This is a genomic window from Bradyrhizobium sp. BTAi1, from assembly GCF_000015165.1.
Taxonomy (GTDB): Bacteria; Pseudomonadota; Alphaproteobacteria; order Rhizobiales; family Xanthobacteraceae; genus Bradyrhizobium; species Bradyrhizobium denitrificans.
This window is the reverse complement of the sequence record NC_009485.1, coordinates 4,962,597-4,981,027: the sequence shown is the minus strand read 5'-3', so window position 1 is coordinate 4,981,027 and position 18,431 is coordinate 4,962,597. Positions and strand designations below refer to the sequence as shown.

The following is an 18,431-nucleotide window of genomic DNA, read 5'->3' as shown; positions in this document are numbered from 1 at the left end:
GCGCCTTACTTTCACCGGCGCGTGCCGCGGGTCAAGACGGCTCGTCGGCCCCCTTGCGAAACGGCGCGGATTCGGCGAGTTCGCGGCCGACCTCTTCGACATAAGCGCGCTCGCGCTTGAGATAGTCGTCGACGGCGCGGCGCAGGCCGCGATCGGCAATGTAGTGCGCCGAGTACGTGGTCTGCGGAAGATAGCCGCGCGCGATCTTGTGCTCGCCCTGGGCGCCGGCCTCGACAACTCTCAGCTTGTGCGCAATGGCGAAATCGATCGCCTGATAGTAGCAGACTTCGAAATGCAGGAACGGGTGATGCTCGATGGCGCCCCAATTGCGGCCGAACAGCGTGTCTGAGCCGATGAAGTTGATGGCGCCGGCGATCCAGCGGCCCTCGCGCTTGGCCATCACCAGCAGCACGTCGTCGGCCATGCTCTCGCCGATCAGCGCGAAGAATTTGCGGGTCAGATAGGGGCGGCCCCATTTGCGCGAGCCGGTCTCCATGTAGAACTCGAAGAAGGCGTCCCAGGCGTCCTCGGTGATGTCCTTGCCGGTCAGCCAGTGGATCGTGATGCCGGCCGCGAGGGCGTCGCGCCGCTCCCGCTTCATCGCCTTGCGATGGCGCGAGTTCAAGGTCGCCAGGAAGTCGTCGAAGGTTGAAAAACCCTGGTTGTGCCAGTGGAACTGCTGGTCGGTGCGCTGCAGGAACCCCTGTGCCGCGAGCAGGTCCCATTCCGGCTTCTGGGCGAAGGTGACGTGGACCGAGGAGGCTTCGCTGATCCCGCACAGCGCCTTGAGCCCCTGGGTGAGGGCGTTGCCGATCACATCGCGATCCTGATCGGCGCGGATCAGGAGCCGCGGTCCGGTGGCCGGCGTGAACGGAACCGAGACTTGCAGCTTGGGATAATAACGCCCGCCGGCGCGCTCATAGGCGTCGGCCCAGCCGCGGTCGAACACGTATTCGCCTTGCGAGTGGGACTTCAGATAGCAGGGTACGACGCCGAGGATCTCGTCGCCTCGTTTCGCGACCAGATGGCGCGGCGCCCAGCCGGTGCGCAAGGTGGCTGAGCCGGAGGCCTCCAGCGCCGAGAAAAACGCGTGCGAGACAAACGGATTATAGGCGCGGCCGCAGGGAGGAGATGAGCCGGGCGGCACGCGGCCATCGGGATTGGCGCAGGCATCCCAGGAGGCGGACGGGATCTCGCTGATCCCGGGGACGGCTTCGAGCGTAATCTCAGGTGAGGTCATAGAACCCTTGAAACAGCGCCGACGAGGGCATGATCTGAAAAAGCGGAAAACGGCTTCCCGAAAAGATCATGCTCGAACAAAGAGATAAGTTCATGATGCACTCCTGTTGAAACGCATCATGTTCCAGGGAACGCTCAGCCGAGACGCCCGGATTGCCATCCCTTCAAGATCGTGCATCGCAGCAGCGAGTTCAAGGCCGGCGTCAGCTCTCCGGCGTAAAGCCCTCGAAGATCATCTGATCCGCATAGCGGGCCGCGGTCGCGCGCTGCTCCGGCGTGCGCACCGTCCAGGTCAAAAGCGGGCAGCCGAACAGGTTCCGCGCGATCCAGGGTGGGGCGGCGGGCAGCTGTTGCACCCAATAGGCGACAAAGTGCGGCTGGGTGCTCAAGCCATGCTTGAGATGCAGCATGCTGTCGCGCTGCGCCTGGGTCAGCTTGGCCCAATAGCCGTCGTCATAGGTGCGCTGTGCGACGATGCCGCGCGTCAGGTTCGGCATGATCTCCCGCAATGCCAGCACCTGGTCGGGATCGAACGACATGCCCACGACCGGGCCGCCGTAAGAGGCGAGCACGTCGGCCATGCGCCGGACCAGCCGGCGGTCGCCCTGAAACGTGCTCTTGACCTCGACCACCAGCGGCACGCGGCCGGCGACGAGATCGCAGAGCTCGCCCAGCGTCATCATCCGCTCGTCGGTCTGCTTGAATGTGACGGCCTTGAGTTCTGACGCGGTCTTCTCGATCAGGAGCCCGGAGCCCTCGGTCAGGCGCCCGAGCTCATAATCATGATGCACCATCGCCTCGCCGTCGGCGGACAGCTGGATGTCGCATTCGATCGCGAACCGGCCGGCGACCGCTCCGCGCGCGGCGGCCGGCATGTTCTCGATGATGCCGCGGCTCGCATCGTGCAGACCGCGATGGGCGACGGGGCGGGCCGTCAGCCAGTCAGGTGCGCGCATTCGCCCCGTCCATGCCTTGCTTGTTCAATGCCTTGCTTATTCGATCTCGAACACGCCTTCGACTTCGACGGCCGCGTCCGACGGCAGTGACGATACGCCGACCGTGGTGCGGGCGTGCCGGCCCTTGTCGCCGAACACGGCGACCATCAGGTCCGAGGCGCCGTTGAGGACCTTCGGCCCGTCGACGAAGTCCGGTGCCGAATTGACGAAGCCGCCGAGACGCACCACGCGGACGACCTTGTCGAGGTCGCCGACCGCCGCCTTGACCTGCGCCAGCAGGTTGATGCCGCAGCCCTTGGCCGCCGCGTAGCCTTCCTCGATCGACAGATTGCCGCCAAGCTTGCCGGCCGCGATCAGCTTGCCGTCGGTGCCGAGGCAGACCTGCCCGGACACAAACAGCAGGTTGCCGGTGCGCACGAACGGGACGTAATTGGCCACCGGTGCCTTCGGCGCCGGCAAGGTGATGCCCTGAGCCGCCAGATTCTGTTCAACCGTACCCGCCATATCAAATCCCCGTTCTGTCGCCTGGATGCCGATCACGTACCGGACCGCGGCCCTGTTTGGCGCAGTTGCCATGGACATGCAAGCCGCGCCCACAGGCGCGGAAGCGGCGCCCTGATCGCACGTTTCCGTGAGCCAGCCGCAGTTGCGACGTAATGCAGCGGTCTTTAATGTGACGCTTCAACGAGACATCCCGCGAGGATAACGCATGGCTCATTCGTTTCGACTGTCGCTGGGAGCGCTGGCTGTTGCAGCGATCACTTTCGGCCCGGCGCAGGCCGGGGCGGGAGTGCCGTTCCTGCCGCATCAGGCCCTCTACGAGCTGAGCCTCGTCAAGTCGCGGGGATCGAGCCCGGTCAACAGTGCCCGCGGCCGCATCCTCTACAATTTTACGGGCAATGCCTGTAACGGCTACACGTCGGACTTCCGCCAGGTCTCCGAGCTCGATCTCGGCGAAGGCAAGGTGACGCTGAGCGACCTGCGCTCCACCGCGTGGGAGGATGGCGCCGGCAAGAGCTATCGCTTCAAGATCGACTCTCGCATGAACGACCAGCCGTCCAGCCCGGTCGACGGCATCGCCGAGCGCACTGGTGACCATATCACCGTCAAGCTCAAGCTGCCCGAAGCGAAGACCTTCACGCTCGACGGCGCCACCGTGTTCCCCACCGAGCAGATCAAGCGCATCATCGCCGCGGCCCGCGAAGGCAAGTCGCTGCTCGAATTGTCGGTCTATGACGGCTCCGATAATGGCGAGAAGGTCTACAACACGCTGACCGTGATCGGCGCGCCGGTGGCGGCCGACAAGGCGGCGGCCAAGCCGGATGCCTCCACGGCCAGCGACGAGCTGAAGACGATGACGCGCTGGCCGGTCACTGTCAGCTATTACGACCGCGACGCCAAGCGGACCGAGGGGGAGCAGACGCCGGTCTATGCGATGTCGTTCGAACTGTACGAGAACGGCGTCTCGCGATCGCTGGTGCTCGACTACAATGATTTCGTCATCGCCGGCGCGCTCGGCAAGTTCGACGTCAAGGACAGCAAGGACACCAAGCCTTGCAGCAACTGACGGGGCCTTAGTCCGCTGTTTCAGGGCCGCCATAGGCGATGCCGCGAATGATCGCGGCCTGGCCGAATTTCTTACGCAGCGCGTCCATCGCGCGCTCGGCCGAGGCGGAGCGACGGTCCAGCATGTCGGTGTCCGAGGCCTCGGAGCCTGGACGCAGCGCGCTCACGCCGGCGCCCATCAGCCGGAACGCCGTGCCGTCGGTCTCGCGCGCCAGCATCTCCTTGCACACGGCAAAGATCTTGCCGGCAAGCTGCGTGGGGGCCGCGATCGACTGTGAGCGGGTGCGCTGGCGGAAGTCTGCGGTTTTCAGCTTTAGCGTGATGGTCGCGCCGGCGAGCTGGCTCGCCTTCAGGCGTGCCGACACCTTCTCCGACAGCCGCCACAGCAGTTTTTCGAGCGTTGCATAATCGCGAATGTCGGTCTCGAAGGTGGTTTCGCTCGAGATCGTCTTGGCACCGCGATCGGCCACCACCTTGCGATCGTCGATGCCGCGCGCCAGCCGCCACAGCCTGCGGCCCTCGCCGCCGAACTGCTTCATCAGCTCGATCTCGTCGGCCCGCTGCAGCTCGGCGATGCTGCGAAAACCGTGTTGCGCGAGGCGTTGCTGGGTCGCGGGCCCGACGCCGAAGATGAAGCCGACCGGCTTGTCAGCCAGCATCTGACAGGCCTGCTCCTGGTCCAGCGCGGCGAAGCCGCGGGGCTTGTCGAGGTCGGAGGCGATCTTGGCCAGGAACTTGTTGCAGGACAGTCCGACCGAGACCGTGATGCCGATCGTCTGCTCGACCTCGCGGGCGAACCGCGCCAGCACCTTGGCCGGGATCATGCCGTGGACCCGCTCGGTGCCGGCGAGGTCCAGGAAGGCTTCGTCGATCGACAGCGGCTCGACCAGCGGCGTCAGCGCCTGCATCGCCTGCCGGACCTCGCGACCGACGCGGACATATTTCGCCATGTCCGGGGGAATAACGGCCGCCGCGGGGCACAGCTCCAGCGCCTTGAACATCGGCATCGCCGAGCGCACGCCATAGGTGCGGGCGATGTAGCAGGCTGCCGACACCACCCCACGCTTGCCGCCACCGATGATCACCGGGCGGTCGGCGACGGCGGGATTGTCGCGCTTCTCGACCGTGGCGTAGAACGCGTCACAGTCGATATGCGCCAATGTCAGCGCCGGCAAAGCGTGGTGACGGACCAGGCGCGGCGAACCGCAGGCGGCGCAGCGGCGCGTGCCGAAGTCCAGGTCCGTCAGACAGTCGCGGCAGAAGCAGGTCGGACGGCTGCCCCCGCGCGACGCTCCCTCTGGCGCAGCCGCCGTCACGGCACGTCGCGCTCCCACGGCCGGTCGCCCAATACCTGCCTTGCTGCCATGATATTGGTCGGATGTAACTTGGAGCTGGCGGCAAAAGCCTTTACCGTCTCATCATCGCGCAGCACGAAATCGAGCACGCTGGCCAGGAAGTTCGGGTCGGCCGCCGAGGATCGCAGCGTCTCCGGCCCAATCCCGGTCTCGGCCAGGAACCGGCCGATCCGTTCGGGATCCCCGGCCAGGAAAGACAGCGCCTGAACTGCAACGATTTCAGCGACTTCGCGCGGATTTCGAACTGGCTTTTTCAACGGAGCATTTGCCTTTCCGTTAACTTGTCGTCTCTACTTTGGGCCCATCATGCCCGAGTCTTCGGAATGGGTTCAAGCAAGTGGAAACCATCTCGGGGAAAGATCGAATACCGACTTAACGGCTTAGAACGAATCTGGGGCTAGTTTGAATTAGATGAGTAGCGGTGGACAGGTGTCCGCCGGAGGGCATGCCGGTGTCAGTGATTCGGAGGGGCGGATGGGCAAGACCGTCCTGATCGTGGAGGACAACGAGCTCAACATGAAGCTCTTCCGCGATCTGTTGGAGGCCCACGGATACCAGACATCCGGGACCTCCAGCGGCGTGGAGGCGCTCGACATCGTGCGCCGGACCCGTCCCGATCTGATCCTGATGGACATCCAATTGCCCCAGGTCTCCGGCCTGGAGGTGACGCGCTGGATCAAGGATGATCCCGATCTGCGCGCCATCCCGGTGGTGGCGGTCACGGCTTTTGCCATGAAGGGCGACGAGGAGCGCATCCGCGAGGGTGGCTGCGAAGCCTATCTTTCCAAACCGATCTCGGTCGGAAAATTCATTGAAACGGTACGACGCTTTATCGGCTAGGGAGTTCCTGCAGTGTCCGCGCGCATTCTTGTGGTCGACGACGTCCCGGCCAACGTGAAGCTGTTGGAGGCGCGGCTGTCGGCCGAGTATTTCGACGTGCTGACCGCCTCCAATGGCGCCGAAGCGCTGCAGATCTGCCAGCGCGCCGAATGCGACATCATCCTGCTCGACGTCATGATGCCGGACATGGACGGCTTCGAGGTCTGCCGCCGGCTGAAGTCGAATCCGGCCACGCATTTCATTCCGGTGGTGATGGTGACGGCGCTCGACAGCCCGTCCGACCGCGTCCGCGGGTTGGAGGCGGGCGCCGATGATTTCCTGACCAAGCCGGTGTCCGATGTCGTGCTGATCGCGCGCGTGCGCTCGCTGACGCGGCTCAAGATGATGACCGACGAGCTGCGGATGCGGGCGCTGACCTCGCTCGAGATCGGCGTGCAGGCGCCGGAGCGCAACGCGGTGGCCGACACCGGCAAGGGCGGGCGCATTCTGCTGGTCGACGACCGGCCGTCATCCTATGAGCGGCTCGGGCCGATGCTGGCGGCCGAGCATTCCGTCGATGTCGAGCCCAATCCGTCCGAGGCCGTGTTCAACGCCGCCGAAGGCAATTACGACCTCGTCATCGTCTCGCTCGACCTCGACGATTTCGACGGGCTGAGGCTGTGCAGCCAGCTGCGCTCGCTGGAGCGCACCCGGCACGTGCCGATCCTGGCCATTGCCGAGGCCGAGAACAACACGCGCCTGCTGCGCGGTCTCGAGATCGGCGTCAACGACTATCTGCTGCGGCCGGTCGACAAGAACGAACTGATGGCACGCGCGCGCACCCAGATCCGCAAGCGCCGTTACACGGATCATCTGCGCGACAATGTGCAGAATTCGATCGAAATGGCGATCACCGATGCGCTGACCGGGCTGCACAACCGCCGCTACATGGAGACCCATCTGGCGACGCTGGCGGACCAGGCGGCGAGCCGCGGCAAGCCGCTGGCGCTGATGATGCTCGACATCGACTACTTCAAGGCCATCAACGACACCTACGGCCATGATGCCGGCGATGACGTGCTGCGCGAGTTCGCGATGCGCGTGCGCAAATCGATCCGCGGCATCGATCTCGCCTGCCGCTATGGCGGCGAGGAGTTCGTGATCGTGATGCCCGAGACCGACCTCCACGTCGCCGGCATGGTCGCCGAGCGGCTGCGCCGTTCTGTCGCCAACGAGCCATTCGCTGTGCACAAGGGCGAGAAGCGCATCGAGGTTACGACATCGATCGGCATCTCCACCCTGGAGCAGAAGGGCGAGCCGATCGCCGACGTGATGAAGCGCGCCGACACCGCGCTCTACCGCGCCAAGAACGACGGCCGCAACCGCGCGGTGGCCATCGCCCCGGTGCATCAGCCGCAATTCCTGCCGCAGGCCGCCGGCCGCGGCCGCTGAGGGGCAGGGCGGCGGCTACGGAGAATACGATTGTCGTCCAGCCCTGACCAAGTGCAGCTTCAAATCCCGGTCGGGCGTAGAGGGGATGCTAAGGGGCTTGGTGAGTGCGGCAGAGATGTCGATCTCGCAATGCTCTGGCCCGTCGCGATAGACGAGGGTGTTTCGCGAAATTCGTAATGTGATGTTCGAGCCCCGCAGCGGATCGTCGGACCACCGGTCCAGCGCCGCGATGCTCTCTGGCCCGGCAATCCCCTGGAGCACCTTGACCTCCTCAAGAAGCCACCGGGCTCGTCGCGTCCCGTAGAAAATGAACCAGTGAAGGTTCTGGGACCAAACGTCATCTTGGCCAGCCATTGACCGGATATGTGCGCGCGTGCGCTGAAGCTCGATCGTGCGGTTTCGCACATCGCGACGAACGTTCGGAAGCCATGGCGAAAACAGCAGAACGCCAGGCAGCGCGTAACGCATATTGCCGGTCTTGGTTCGCTGCCACGGCCACGGGCTGTCCCGGCCTGTGTCGGCTGACCGGACGAACAGCACGCCCTTTGTCTTGCGGATGAAGGGCCAGAAATTGCGCGCGGGCGATCTGCGAATGGCCTTGTGGAACTGTACGAGGGCAAGCGTGACCGGTGCCGCTTGAGCCAACGCCTCGATGGCCAGTTCAACGTACTCGCTGTGATCTCGGACGTAGTCCTCCACGAGGCGACGGTTCAAGCTGCGAGGATGCTCGCGATAGGTCCGCATCTGCGCATCATAGGGATCGGCTATTCGATCACGCATCGCTTTCACGTCCGAGGCATACCCATTGGATCACAACGCATATTGCACGATCGCGGACGGTGCGATCCGCCCTTGATCAAATGAAATGAGGTCCCCATTGTTTCGATGTCGGCTCAGAATGAACGAGAGTCCATCAGATCCCCGGTCGACACAGCTGACGCCGCGTTCGGTCGTCATACCGACGGTTGTTATTAGCTCAGACCAACTCGCCTTCAGGGTGCATACCTGCAACATATCGCTTGATGTAGGTTGTTCCTCGTGGTATCGACATGCCATGAGCAACTCGGTGCACATGATCAACCTCGACCACATGACCCGCTTCGGCTGGGCCGTGGGAGGATTGGTGCGCTAGGACGTCAACGACGCGCTCTGTCCACCAGGCCCCGCCGGCATCGGACGGGGCCTTTTCATTTGGCCACGCTCGCTGTCGGCACAACAGCAGGAGCAGCCAATGCCACCTTATCCGATCGACCCCACCGCCGAGAGCGTGCGTGATACTGCGCGGCTCGGCCTCAACATCCCGCCGTCGCAAACCGCGATGGGCATCGCGGTGACGTCGGCGTCCGGCGATGCCTCCACCGCCGCGCCGAACGAGGCCGCGTCGGAGAACAGCGGCGCCGGGCCACCGGGCACGCCGCTCCAGAGCCTGCTCCGCCTGCTCGCAGGAGGCTGGCGCGCGTTCCAAGACTGCCGCCGCCGCGAGCGGTTGCGCGCGAGCCTGTGCGGCCTGAGCGAACGGGAGCTGAAGGATATCGGGCTGACGCCCGGCGACATCGATCACATCGTCGCCTTCCGGGCGTTCGAGACGCGACGCAACGACGCGATGAATCCCTGGCCGTGCCGGAGCGTGATGTAGTTCGGACCGGCGCGCCACGATCGCAGGACGGACGATCTGAGGGGGACGGATGCTGCTCGCGCTCATCCGCCCCCGCAGCAGAGAATGTCTGCCATTTGCGCGCGATGGTCGGCACGAGGCCGTCGCGAGCGTCAGCGAGGCAATCCAGGGTCGCGTGCGGCTCTGGACGGCTTCGCTGCATGCGCAATGACGGCGAAGGAGCAGCGCGTCCCTTGTGCACGTGGCTGTGTCGAAGCCGGTTGTGCGCAGACGTCGGCAGCGTTCGAAACATCAGCCGATGTGCTCATCGGCGCGCGCACGAACTACATGCCTTGATTTCGCGCGATGTCCGTGCTAATTGCAAATCATGATCAACGTCGTGCGCCGCTCCAACCGTAAACATACGACCCGCTGCAGCCGGGCCGTGGGAGGAGTCGTGCGCTAGGTTTTCGACGACACGATCATTCCACCAGGCCCCGCCGGCATCGGACGGGGCCTTTTGTTTGGTCACGCTCCCTGTCGGCAACACACAGCAGGAGCGACCGATGCCACCTCAGACCCACCTCAAGATCGCGCACGACGCCACACGTCGTGGGCTCGATCGTCCCAGCGCTGCGGCGAAGGCCGGGCGCGGCGTTCTGCATGCGCCGCGTCCCGATGCGCCGATCGCTGCGCAGCGCGGGGCAGCGTCGGAGAAGGACGCGGCCGGGCCGCCGGGCGTGGCCGTGCCGGGCTTTTTCGGTTGGCTCGCGCGCCAATGGATCGCGTTTCGGGAGAGCCGCCGACGCCGGATGATGCGACTGCATCTGCGCGACCTGAGCGAGGCGCAGCTCATCGATATCGGGCTGAACCGCGGCGATATCGAGCACATCGCCGCGCACCGCGCGCTGGAGAAACTCAAGGACAGCACGGCGCGTCTGATGATATCGCGCGGCGTGATGTAGCTGCGCGCGCCGGCGCCGGCCGCGCGGGTCGTCGACAGGGTGGATCGGCTTGATCTGCCCTGGCGATGCCGCAACATGTCCCGAGGCACCGTGTATTTGGCTGGCGGGCCGTTGCGAGGCAATGATGGAGTGGAGATGGTGCGTTTCTCGACCATCAGCCGCGAGGAAGCGTAAGGAGGCTATGACGGATGACGCAACATATCGGCATTGTCGGCTGCTCGGCCGAGGGGGCGGCGCTGTGCTATCGCACGATCTGCAAGGAGGGCGCCGACATCCTCGGCCCGCACGCCCATCCCGAGGTGTCGATGCACACGCCGTCGCTGGCGGACTACGTGCTCTGCCTCGACCGCGGCGACCTCGCGGGCGTTGCCGAGCTGATGCTGGTCTCGGCGCGCAAGCTCGCGGCGGCCGGCGCGGATTTTCTCATCTGCCCGGACAATACGATTCATCAGGCGCTGCCGCTCGTGCTGCCGCGCTCACCTCTGCCATGGCTGCACATCGCGGACGAGGTCGCCCGGGAGGCCGCGAGGCGAGGTTACAAGCAGGTCGGCATCACCGGCACGAAATGGCTCGTCGACAGCAATGTCTATCCCGACAGCCTTGCTGCGCGCGGCTTGAGGTTTTCGCGACCGGACGAGGACGATCGCATCACCGCGAACCGCATCATCATGGATGAGCTCGTCTACGGCCGCTTCGCGCCGTCATCCATCGCCGCGTTTCAGGCGATCATCGCGCGGCTTCAAGCGAAAGGCTGCGACGCGGTTGCGCTCGGTTGCACCGAGATTCCGCTGATCATCGACGACACCAACTCGCCCTTGCCGACCTTGGACTCGACCCGGCTGCTCGCGCGCGCAGCGTTGGCACGGGCCGTCACGGGATCGCAATCATCGCATCCGTGATGGATTGTGGCGGTCAAATGCGCCTCGCGACCATGGGCTGATCGAGACATGCCCTGACGCGCTTCAGGTCCGACACGGCCTGGCCCCGCTCAGCCGCGAGCTCAGACAGGCGGGCCGGCCGCTGAATCGATCTCGATGATACGGCGGAGCATCACCGGAACCGCTCGGCGCTGCAGACGTTTGTCCCGGCCCAAGGAGGAGCCCCGAGATGAAGAAGCTGATGTTTGCTGTCGCGCTGTCGCTGGTTGTTCTGCCGTCCTTTGCCCAGGCCCAGGGCCATATGGGAACGCCGCAGGAGCAAAAGGCCTGCGCGCCCGATGCCAAGCGCTTCTGCCGCAGTCAGCTCGGCGACGATTTCGCGGTCCAGAATTGCCTGACCCAGAACCGGCAGAAGCTGAGCAAGCGTTGCTCGGCCGTGTTCCAAAGCCATGGAATGTAGCGCGCCCCGCCGACGGAGCAGAGCAGATCTTGTCGCGTGAGCCGCAGCGCCCGTCCTGCGCGCGGTGCGACGCTGATGACACGCGGTCTATGCCGCGCGGACCTTGCGCAGGAATTTCTCCAGCTCGTCCTTGAGATGATCGCTCTCGCGCGACAGCGAGTGCGCGGAGGCGAGCACCTGCGAGGACGCGGTCCCGGTGGCGTTGGCGCCCTTGCTGACGTCGCCGATATTGCTGGCGACGCGCGCGGTGCCGCCGGCAACCTCCTGGACGTTGCGCGAGATCTGCCCGGTCGCCGCGCCTTGCTGCTCGACTGCGGCAGCGATGCCGGCGGCGATCTCCGAGATCTGCTGGATGGTGCCGCCGATCTGCTTGATCGAGGCGACGGAGGATTGCGTCGCGCTCTGGATGCCTTCGATCTGCTGGCCGATCTCCTCGGTGGCCTTGGCGGTCTGCGATGCCAGCGCCTTGACCTCGGAGGCGACCACGGCGAAGCCGCGGCCGGCGTCGCCGGCCCGCGCCGCCTCGATCGTCGCGTTGAGCGCCAGCAGGTTGGTCTGGGCTGCGATCGAGGTGATGAGCTTCAGCACGTCGCCGATGCGCTCGGCGGTGCGGGAGAGCTCGCTGATGCCGACATCGGTCTGCTCGATCTGGCGCACGGCTTCCTTGGCGATGGTGGTCGATGCCGTGACCTGGCGGCCGATCTCGTTAACGGAGGACGCCATCTGCTCGGCGGCGGAGGCGACCGACTGAACGTTGGACGAGACCTGGGTCGAGGCCGCCGCAGCGCTGGTCGACAGCTGCTGGTTCTGCTCGGCGGTCCTGGTCAGCGTGTTGGCCGAGACCTCCAGCGTTTGCGCATCGGCATGGACCCGGTTGATGATCTGGCCGACCGTGGCTTCGAATTCGTCGGCCATGCGGCGCATCGCCAGGTGTTGCTCCTTCTTGGCCGCGTCGAGATACACCGAGATCGCCAGATCCATGTCGAGCATGGCCGCGCGGGTGATGGCGGCCTGCATCGCGGCTCGCTTCTCGCGCGCCGCCAGGCCACCGAACCAGCCGTCCGACAATTCGGTCTCGATCGCCTTCTGAAGGCCGGTGACGATCAGCGAGTAGCCCGCGATGTACCAGCGCGGCTCGAGCCCCATCCGGTGGTGGGCCTCGCCGATGCGCGTCACCGATTTCACATAGGCGTCGTCGAACGCGGCGGTCGCCAGTGACATCCAGTGGTCGTGCTGGGCCTGCTTCGCATGGCGCACCGCGGCCGGGCTCGAGAACATGGTGGCCAGATGCGGAAACCTGCCGACATGGGCGTAGAACTGGTCGAGCAGGCCGGGCAGCACCTTGCCGATCAGCGGCCGCAGCTCGCGCAGCGCCTCTCGGGTCGCCTGGTCGATGCCGAGGAAATCGAGACGGGATTGCAGGCTCTGGGAAGCGGTCATGCGAGATCTGCCGGGCGAGGGAGCGACGGGGAGGGGCTCAGCCCGCCAATCTGCATGTGTTTGGTTGATGGTTCCTTGCAACGGAACCGAAATCCCCGGCCCAATCACCAAAATAATACCGTTGCAGCCTCGGCCCGTTACAACCGGTGAGGGCGCGGCAGACAGTAAAATGCAGACAATGGAAGGCAGGCAATAAAAAACGGGGCCGAAACGGCCCCGTTGAAGTCGCAGCTGACCGCGATCTTACTTGATCTTGGCTTCGCGGAATTCGACATGCTTGCGCGCGACCGGGTCATACTTCTTCTTGACCATCTTTTCGGTCATGGTGCGCGAGTTCTTCTTGGCAACGTAATAGAAGCCGGTGTCGGCCGACGACACGAGCTTGACCTTGATGGTGACCGCTTTGGCCATGTCTTGAACCTCTGGAAACGAATGGGGGTGGGCACCGGCCAAAGAGGGGGGCGCCGTTGGCGGGCAACCTACCCAGCCAGCCCCCAAAGTCAAGGTTGCCGGGCCAGAATCTGTCCCCTCAGGACGCGAAGAACCGGTTTTTTGGCCGTGGCAGGCCCAGATTGTCGCGCAAGGTCGGCCCCTCATACTCCCTGCGGAAGATCCCGCGACGCTGCAGCTCGGGAATCACCTTGTCGACGAAGTCGTCGAGCCCTGCGGGGAGGAACGGGAACATGATATTGAAGCCGTCGGAGCCGCGGCTTTCCAGCCACTCCTGCATCTGGTCGGCGATGGTCGTCGCGGTGCCGACGAAAGCCAGCCCGCCATAGCCGCCGACCCGCTGCGCCAGCTGCCGGACCGTGAGCTTGTCGCGGGCGGCGACGTCGACCAGGCGCTGGCGGCCGCTCTTGGAGGCGTTGGTCTCGGGAATCGGCGGCAGCGGGCCGTCGGGATCGAAACCGGAGGCGTCGGTGCCCAGGATGACCGAGAGCGAGGCGATGGCGCTCTCGTAATGCACCTTGCTGTCGAGCAGCGCGCGCTTCTCCTTGGCTTCCTCGACGCTGTCGCCGACCACGACGAAAGCGCCGGGCAGGATCTTCAGATGTTCGGGGTTGCGGCCGATCTTCTCCATTCGGCCCTTGATGTCGGCATAGAGTGTCTTGCCGTCGGTCAGGCTGCCGCCGCCGGTGAAGACGGCTTCCGCCGTCTCGGCCGCGAGCTGCTTGCCGTCCTCCGAGGCGCCGGCCTGGACGATGACGGGCCAGCCCTGGACGGGGCGGGCGATGTTCAGCGGTCCCCGTACTTTCAGATATTTGCCCTTGTGGTCGAGCACGTGCATCTTCTCGGGTTCGAAGAACAGCCCGCTCTCGACATCACGCACGAAGGCATCGTCGGCGAACGAATCCCACAGGCCGGTGACGACATCGTAGAACTCGCGGGCGCGCTTGTAGCGCTCGGCATGCTCCATGTGGTCGTCGAGACCGAAATTCAGCGCCGCGTCCGGGTTCGACGTCGTCACGATGTTCCAGCCGGCACGGCCGCCCGAGATGTGGTCGAGCGAGGCGAAGCGGCGGGCGACATGATAGGGCTCGTCGAAGGTGGTCGACCCCGTTGCGATCAGGCCGATGTTCTCGGTGACCGCCGACAATGCCGAGAGCAGCGTGAAGGGCTCGAACGAGGTCACGGTGTGGCTGCGCTTCAGCGCATTGATCGGCATGTTCAGCACGGCCAGATGATCGGCCATGAAGAAAGCGTCGAACTTGCCGGCCTCAAGCTTGCGGATCAGCTGCTTCAGATGTGCGAAATTGAAATTGGCGTCCGGCCAGGCGCCGGGATAGCGCCAGGCGCCGGTATGGATCGAGACCGGGCGCATGAAGGCGCCGAGCTTGAGTTGACGAGGGGCCATGGAGTGGGGTCCGCGATGATTGCGCTGAAGAAAATAGATGGGAACTGCGCGACCACACGCCAGTCACGATGCCCAGAACGATTTGCTGATTTGGGCCGGACTGAGAGAACAAACCCCGTCATTGCGAGCGGAAGCGAAGCAATCCAGGGCTGCACGAGGACTCTGGATTGCTTCGTCGCTGCGCTCCTCGCAATGACGCCAGCCAGCTCTCAGCCGCCCAGCACGTCCTTCTGCATCTTGCCGCCGTAGAAGTGGAAGAACGGTACCGGCGCGTCATGGCGCAATGGGCCGGTGGCGAGGCGGCGGTCGAGCTCGTTGAGCACGTTCTTGGTCATCGGATGCAGATCGGCGAGCGGCTTGGAGCCGAGCTCGACCCAGACCAGCTCGACCAGTTCCGCATCGGCATGCACTACGCCCTCCACGCGGTGGGTGATGGCGGAGGCGTCGGCGGTGAAGAAGCGGGTGTCGAAGCGCTTGATGCGGCCGGGCGGGGTGATGGCGCGGGCGATCAGATAGAGGCCGGAGGGATCGGGCAGCAGGCCGGCCTCGGCGAACGGCGCCCAGGGACCTTTAAGCTGACCGTCGAGTTTCGGCGCGGAGCGGTCGATCTTGCGGCCGAGGCAGAGACCCGTTTCCTCGCAGGCCTCGCGGATCGCGGCGACGGCAAGCGATTTCGCGCGCGACGCCGTCGTCTGCGGCTTGCCCTTAAACAAATTGGCTTCGAGCTCGGCCGGCATGGGCGCGGCGACAGGGATGCGGTGATCGGTTTTGTCGACGCGGCCGCCGGGGAAGACGAACTTGCCGGGCATGAACACGACCTTGTCGTGGCGCTTGCCAACCAGCACCTTCGGCACTGCGCCGCTGCGATCGACCAGGATCAAGGTCGCCGCGTCGCGCGGCTTGGTGTAGGGATGATGATCCGCTTCCTTCTCGGCGGGCTTGCCCGCCGGTGCGTCCGTCGCCTGTGCCGTCTCGCTCATGTCCTCCCCGCGTGCTTCTTATTGGTTGATCATCTGGTCGTTCAGACCGGCGGAATGCCTTCCACCGGATTGTCGTCGAAGCCGTGCATGCGGAACGCCCATTGCAGCCCGACGACGGCGCCCTTGACCGGTTGCAGCAGCGCGAGCGAGGCGATCAAGGTCACCGGCAGATAGATCGCGAGCTGCAGCGCCACCGGCGGCGCGTAGTTGGTCTCGATCGACAGAGCCAGCGGCACGACGATGTGGCCGACGATGACGATCACGAGATAGGCGGGCAGGTCGTCGGCGCGATGGCCGGAAAAATCCTGGCCGCAGCGATCGCAGGCGTCGGCGACCTTCAGGAAGGCGCGGAACAGTCTGCCCTCGCCGCAGCGGGGGCAGCGGCCGCGCAGGCCGCGCTTCATCGCCGTCCAGACGTCACGCTTCTCGACGGCGCCGGCGTCACGCGTCCAAGTCTGTGGCAAGGCCTGTGGCAATGCGCGGGGCGTTGAACTCATGGCGTCCATGATCTGCCTTTCTTCGATGTGCCGGGCTTGCGTTTTGCGCCTGCCTTTTGGTTTTTCTTGCGGCTTTTTTCCTTGTGCCGCGGACGAGCGTCGGCTTGGGTCGCCTTGGCTTTCGTCTTGGTATTCCTCTTGGCGGTACTCTTGCGCCTGGGGCCTGCGCCACGCGGATGCCGCGACACCAGGACATCGGCCTGTGTCAGCAATTCGAAGCGCAGCGCGCCGGCCACCGGTTGAGCTTCTACCAGACGCACGTCGACGACGTCACCCAGCCGATGCATGGCACCGCTGCGCTGGCCGATCAGCGCATGCCGGGTTTCGTCATAGTCGAAATATTCCGTGCCGAGGGTGCGGATCGGAACCAGGCCGTCGGCGCCGGTGTCGTCGAGCTTGATGAAGAGACCGGCGCGGGTGACGCCGGAGATGCGGCCCTGGAAGGTGGCGCCGACGCGGTCCGCGAGGTGATGCGCGATCAGGCGGTCGGCGGTCTCGCGCTCTGCCTTCATCGCGCGCCGCTCGGTGACCGAGATCTGCGCCGCAACCTCGGCGAGATGATCCGGCGTCTCGCTGTCGGGCAGGGCGCCGTCGCCGAGATTCAGCGCGCGCAACAGGCCGCGATGCACGACGAGGTCGGCATAGCGGCGGATCGGCGAGGTGAAATGGGCGTAGCGGCGCAGATTGAGGCCGAAATGCCCGTAATTGTCCGTGGAGTATTCCGCTTGCGCCTGCGAGCGCAGCACGACCTCGTTGACGAGATGTTCATAGTCCTGGCCCGCGACGAGCGTCAGCACGCGGTTGAACAGCGACGGCCTGAGCGCTCCGCTCTTGGCGAAGGGTACGTCGAGCGTCTTGAGAAATTCCTGCAGCGCATGGATCTTCTCCACCGTCGGCTCGTCGTGCACGCGGTAGATCAAGGGGAGCGCCTTCTTCTCCAGCAGTTCGGCCGCGGCCACGTTGGCCGAGATCATGAACTCCTCGATCAGTCTGTGGGCGTCCAGCCGCTCGGGCACGACGACGCGGTCGACCGTGCCGTCCTTCTTGAGCAGGATCTTGCGCTCGGGAATGTCGAGGTCGAGCGGATCGCGCGCGTCGCGGCCGCGCTTGGCGACCTCGTAGGCCGCGTAGAGCGGCTTCAGGATCGGCTCGAGCAGGGGACCGGTGATGTCGTCCGGCTTGCCGTCGATCGCGGCCTGGGCTTGCGCGTAGGACAGTCTTGCCGCCGAGCGCATCAGCACGCGGTGGAACGAGTGCGAGCGCTTGCGGCCGTCGGCACCGATCACCATGCGCACGGCGAGCGCGCCGCGCGGCTCGCCCGGCACCAGCGAGCACAGATTGTTGGAGATGCGTTCCGGCAGCATCGGCACGACGCGGTCGGGGAAGTACACCGAATTGCCGCGGATCAGCGCGTCGCGATCGAGCGCCGAGCCCGGCCGCACATAGTAGGCGACGTCGGCGATCGCGACATGGACGATGACGCCGCCGGCATTGCTCGGATCGGCATCCGGCTCGGCATGAACCGCGTCGTCGTGATCCTTGGCGTCGCGCGGATCGATGGTGATGAGCGGCAGCTCGCGCCAGTCCTCACGGCCCTTCAGGGTCGCGGGCTGCGCGGCCTCGGCCTCGGCGATCGCCGCGGCCGAGAAGTCCATCGGGATCTCGTGGGCATGGATCGCGATCAGGCTGATCGCCTTCTCGGTCGCGACCGAGCCGAAGCGCTCCTTCACCCGACCTGCGGGCAGGCCATAGCCGCGCCCGCGCAGCAGGTCGACGCTGATGAGGTCGCCGTCCTTGGCGTCCTTGGTGTCATCGGGGGCGATCGAGAGCTCGCGTCCCGCCTGCTTCTTGTCGACCGGGATCAGGCGGCCACCGCCGCCTGGATTGCTTTTGAAGATGCCGAGCACGCGGTTGCGCGCCTGATCGAGCACCTTCAGCACGCGGCCGCGATAGGCGATGCCCTCGGCGTCGTTGATCGGCTCCACGCGAACAAGCGCGCGGTCGCCGACACCGGCCGTCGCGCCGGGCCGCGCATGGCGCGGCGTGTGGATGCGGATGCGCGGCGGCTCGGATTGCTCCGCCTCGTCCCATTCGGCGGGCTTGGCGATCAGCTCGCCATCGCTGTCGCGGCCGGTAATGTCCGCCACCAGCGTCGCCGGCAAGGTCGCAGGCTCGACGATCTTCTTGCGGCCGCTCTTCTTGACGGTGCCGTCGGCGACGAGTTCGCGCAGCAACTGCTTGAGCGCGGCGCGATCGGCGTTCTTCAGGCCGAACGCGCGGGCGATGTCCTTGGTGCCAACCTTGCCCGGATTGGCGCGGATGAAGGCGACGATGGCCTCCCGCGGAGGGAGGCCGATGTCGCTCTTTTTGATCAT

General features: G+C 65.4%; 19 protein-coding genes. 7 read left to right on the top strand and 12 right to left on the bottom strand.

The window, feature by feature from the left end; all coding sequences use genetic code 11:
* Positions 1-31 precede the first annotated feature (31 nt).
* The 3 genes from BBTA_RS22270 to BBTA_RS22260 form a co-directional block, all read right to left on the bottom strand.
* Positions 32-1,240 (bottom strand): GNAT family N-acetyltransferase, encoded by a 1,209-nt coding sequence (locus tag BBTA_RS22270; RefSeq protein WP_012044764.1) that lies wholly within the window; start codon positions 1,238-1,240, stop codon positions 32-34.
* 202 nt (positions 1,241-1,442) lie between these two features.
* Positions 1,443-2,195: a glycerophosphodiester phosphodiesterase family protein gene (locus tag BBTA_RS22265; protein ID WP_012044763.1), complete on the bottom strand. Its 753-nt coding sequence runs from the start codon at positions 2,193-2,195 to the stop codon at positions 1,443-1,445.
* 36 nt (positions 2,196-2,231) lie between these two features.
* The gene (locus BBTA_RS22260; protein ID WP_012044762.1) at positions 2,232-2,699 is read right to left on the bottom strand and encodes a RidA family protein; all 468 of its coding nucleotides are present in this window, start codon (positions 2,697-2,699) and stop codon (positions 2,232-2,234) included.
* Between the two features lie 205 nt (positions 2,700-2,904).
* Between BBTA_RS22260 and BBTA_RS22255 the strand changes: the two genes are divergently transcribed.
* The gene (locus BBTA_RS22255; protein WP_012044761.1) at positions 2,905-3,762 is read left to right on the top strand and encodes a cell envelope integrity EipB family protein; all 858 of its coding nucleotides are present in this window, start codon (positions 2,905-2,907) and stop codon (positions 3,760-3,762) included.
* A 7-nt stretch (positions 3,763-3,769) separates the two neighbouring features.
* Here the strand turns inward: BBTA_RS22255 and BBTA_RS22250 are convergent, their stop codons facing one another.
* Together BBTA_RS22250 and BBTA_RS22245 are read right to left on the bottom strand one after the other, a co-directional pair.
* Complete coding sequence (locus BBTA_RS22250) at positions 3,770-5,077, bottom strand: DNA polymerase IV (protein WP_012044760.1); 1,308 nt, start codon at positions 5,075-5,077, stop codon at positions 3,770-3,772.
* Entirely contained in the window at positions 5,074-5,373 is a 300-nt protein-coding gene (locus BBTA_RS22245) for a DUF3572 domain-containing protein (RefSeq protein ID WP_012044759.1), read from the bottom strand. Before BBTA_RS22245 ends, BBTA_RS22250 begins: the two co-directional genes overlap by 4 nt.
* 217 nt (positions 5,374-5,590) lie before the next feature.
* Between BBTA_RS22245 and BBTA_RS22240 the strand changes: the two genes are divergently transcribed.
* Together BBTA_RS22240 and BBTA_RS22235 are read left to right on the top strand one after the other, a co-directional pair.
* The gene (locus tag BBTA_RS22240) at positions 5,591-5,956 is read left to right on the top strand and encodes a response regulator (protein WP_012044758.1); all 366 of its coding nucleotides are present in this window, start codon (positions 5,591-5,593) and stop codon (positions 5,954-5,956) included.
* Between the two features lie 12 nt (positions 5,957-5,968).
* The gene (locus tag BBTA_RS22235; protein WP_041750821.1) at positions 5,969-7,387 is read left to right on the top strand and encodes a PleD family two-component system response regulator; all 1,419 of its coding nucleotides are present in this window, start codon (positions 5,969-5,971) and stop codon (positions 7,385-7,387) included.
* Positions 7,388-7,402: 15 nt separating this feature from the next.
* Here BBTA_RS22235 and BBTA_RS22230 read toward each other — a convergent pair whose 3' ends face one another.
* Positions 7,403-8,131 (bottom strand): hypothetical protein, encoded by a 729-nt coding sequence (locus BBTA_RS22230; RefSeq protein ID WP_041750820.1) that lies wholly within the window; start codon positions 8,129-8,131, stop codon positions 7,403-7,405.
* Positions 8,132-8,618: 487 nt separating this feature from the next.
* Here BBTA_RS22230 and BBTA_RS22225 point away from each other — a divergent pair, with 487 nt between their 5' ends.
* From BBTA_RS22225 to BBTA_RS22210, 4 genes are all read left to right on the top strand, one after another.
* Positions 8,619-9,023 carry a DUF1127 domain-containing protein gene (locus BBTA_RS22225; RefSeq protein WP_012044754.1) on the top strand — a complete coding sequence of 135 codons (405 nt, stop codon included), beginning with the start codon at positions 8,619-8,621 and terminating at the stop codon, positions 9,021-9,023.
* A gap of 524 nt (positions 9,024-9,547) precedes the next feature.
* On the top strand, positions 9,548-9,946 hold the full coding sequence (locus BBTA_RS22220) for a DUF1127 domain-containing protein (RefSeq protein WP_012044753.1): 399 nt from the start codon (positions 9,548-9,550) through the stop codon (positions 9,944-9,946).
* Between the two features lie 188 nt (positions 9,947-10,134).
* Complete coding sequence (locus tag BBTA_RS22215) at positions 10,135-10,845, top strand: aspartate/glutamate racemase family protein (RefSeq protein ID WP_012044752.1); 711 nt, start codon at positions 10,135-10,137, stop codon at positions 10,843-10,845.
* A 208-nt stretch (positions 10,846-11,053) separates the two neighbouring features.
* Positions 11,054-11,284, top strand: a complete 231-nt coding sequence (locus BBTA_RS22210) for a hypothetical protein (RefSeq protein ID WP_012044751.1) — start codon at positions 11,054-11,056, stop codon at positions 11,282-11,284.
* Between the two features lie 87 nt (positions 11,285-11,371).
* Here BBTA_RS22210 and BBTA_RS22205 read toward each other — a convergent pair whose 3' ends face one another.
* The 6 genes from BBTA_RS22205 to rnr all read right to left on the bottom strand — a co-directional run bounded on the left by BBTA_RS22205 (position 11,372) and on the right by rnr (position 18,431).
* Positions 11,372-12,724 (bottom strand): globin-coupled sensor protein, encoded by a 1,353-nt coding sequence (locus tag BBTA_RS22205; protein ID WP_012044750.1) that lies wholly within the window; start codon positions 12,722-12,724, stop codon positions 11,372-11,374.
* A gap of 243 nt (positions 12,725-12,967) precedes the next feature.
* Positions 12,968-13,135, bottom strand: coding sequence for a 50S ribosomal protein L33 (rpmG, locus tag BBTA_RS22200; protein ID WP_008960778.1), 168 nt, complete (start codon positions 13,133-13,135; stop codon positions 12,968-12,970).
* A gap of 118 nt (positions 13,136-13,253) precedes the next feature.
* On the bottom strand, positions 13,254-14,579 hold the full coding sequence (locus BBTA_RS22195; protein ID WP_012044749.1) for an LLM class flavin-dependent oxidoreductase: 1,326 nt from the start codon (positions 14,577-14,579) through the stop codon (positions 13,254-13,256).
* 209 nt (positions 14,580-14,788) lie between these two features.
* On the bottom strand, positions 14,789-15,559 hold the full coding sequence (locus tag BBTA_RS22190; protein ID WP_012044748.1) for an NUDIX domain-containing protein: 771 nt from the start codon (positions 15,557-15,559) through the stop codon (positions 14,789-14,791).
* A 41-nt stretch (positions 15,560-15,600) separates the two neighbouring features.
* A complete protein-coding gene (locus tag BBTA_RS22185; protein ID WP_012044747.1) occupies positions 15,601-16,056 on the bottom strand; it encodes a DUF983 domain-containing protein in 456 nt (151 codons plus the stop codon).
* The gene (gene rnr, locus BBTA_RS22180; protein ID WP_012044746.1) at positions 16,053-18,431 is read right to left on the bottom strand and encodes a ribonuclease R; all 2,379 of its coding nucleotides are present in this window, start codon (positions 18,429-18,431) and stop codon (positions 16,053-16,055) included. The genes BBTA_RS22185 and rnr overlap by 4 nt, the downstream gene beginning before the upstream one ends.

Coding starts and splice junctions, on each gene's coding strand:
- BBTA_RS22270 (WP_012044764.1), bottom strand. CDS start 1,240: ATGACCTCACCTGAGATTACGCTCGAAGCCGTCCCCGGGATCAGCGAG.
- BBTA_RS22265 (WP_012044763.1), bottom strand. CDS start 2,195: ATGCGCGCACCTGACTGGCTGACGGCCCGCCCCGTCGCCCATCGCGGT.
- BBTA_RS22260 (WP_012044762.1), bottom strand. CDS start 2,699: ATGGCGGGTACGGTTGAACAGAATCTGGCGGCTCAGGGCATCACCTTG.
- BBTA_RS22255 (WP_012044761.1), top strand. CDS start 2,905: ATGGCTCATTCGTTTCGACTGTCGCTGGGAGCGCTGGCTGTTGCAGCG.
- BBTA_RS22240 (WP_012044758.1), top strand. CDS start 5,591: ATGGGCAAGACCGTCCTGATCGTGGAGGACAACGAGCTCAACATGAAG.
- BBTA_RS22230 (WP_041750820.1), bottom strand. CDS start 8,131: ATGCGGACCTATCGCGAGCATCCTCGCAGCTTGAACCGTCGCCTCGTG.
- BBTA_RS22225 (WP_012044754.1), top strand. CDS start 8,619: ATGCCACCTTATCCGATCGACCCCACCGCCGAGAGCGTGCGTGATACT.
- BBTA_RS22220 (WP_012044753.1), top strand. CDS start 9,548: ATGCCACCTCAGACCCACCTCAAGATCGCGCACGACGCCACACGTCGT.
- BBTA_RS22215 (WP_012044752.1), top strand. CDS start 10,135: ATGACGCAACATATCGGCATTGTCGGCTGCTCGGCCGAGGGGGCGGCG.
- BBTA_RS22210 (WP_012044751.1), top strand. CDS start 11,054: ATGAAGAAGCTGATGTTTGCTGTCGCGCTGTCGCTGGTTGTTCTGCCG.
- BBTA_RS22205 (WP_012044750.1), bottom strand. CDS start 12,724: ATGACCGCTTCCCAGAGCCTGCAATCCCGTCTCGATTTCCTCGGCATC.
- rpmG (WP_008960778.1), bottom strand. CDS start 13,135: ATGGCCAAAGCGGTCACCATCAAGGTCAAGCTCGTGTCGTCGGCCGAC.
- BBTA_RS22195 (WP_012044749.1), bottom strand. CDS start 14,579: ATGGCCCCTCGTCAACTCAAGCTCGGCGCCTTCATGCGCCCGGTCTCG.
- BBTA_RS22190 (WP_012044748.1), bottom strand. CDS start 15,559: ATGAGCGAGACGGCACAGGCGACGGACGCACCGGCGGGCAAGCCCGCC.
- BBTA_RS22185 (WP_012044747.1), bottom strand. CDS start 16,056: ATGAGTTCAACGCCCCGCGCATTGCCACAGGCCTTGCCACAGACTTGG.
- rnr (WP_012044746.1), bottom strand. CDS start 18,431: ATGATCAAAAAGAGCGACATCGGCCTCCCTCCGCGGGAGGCCATCGTC.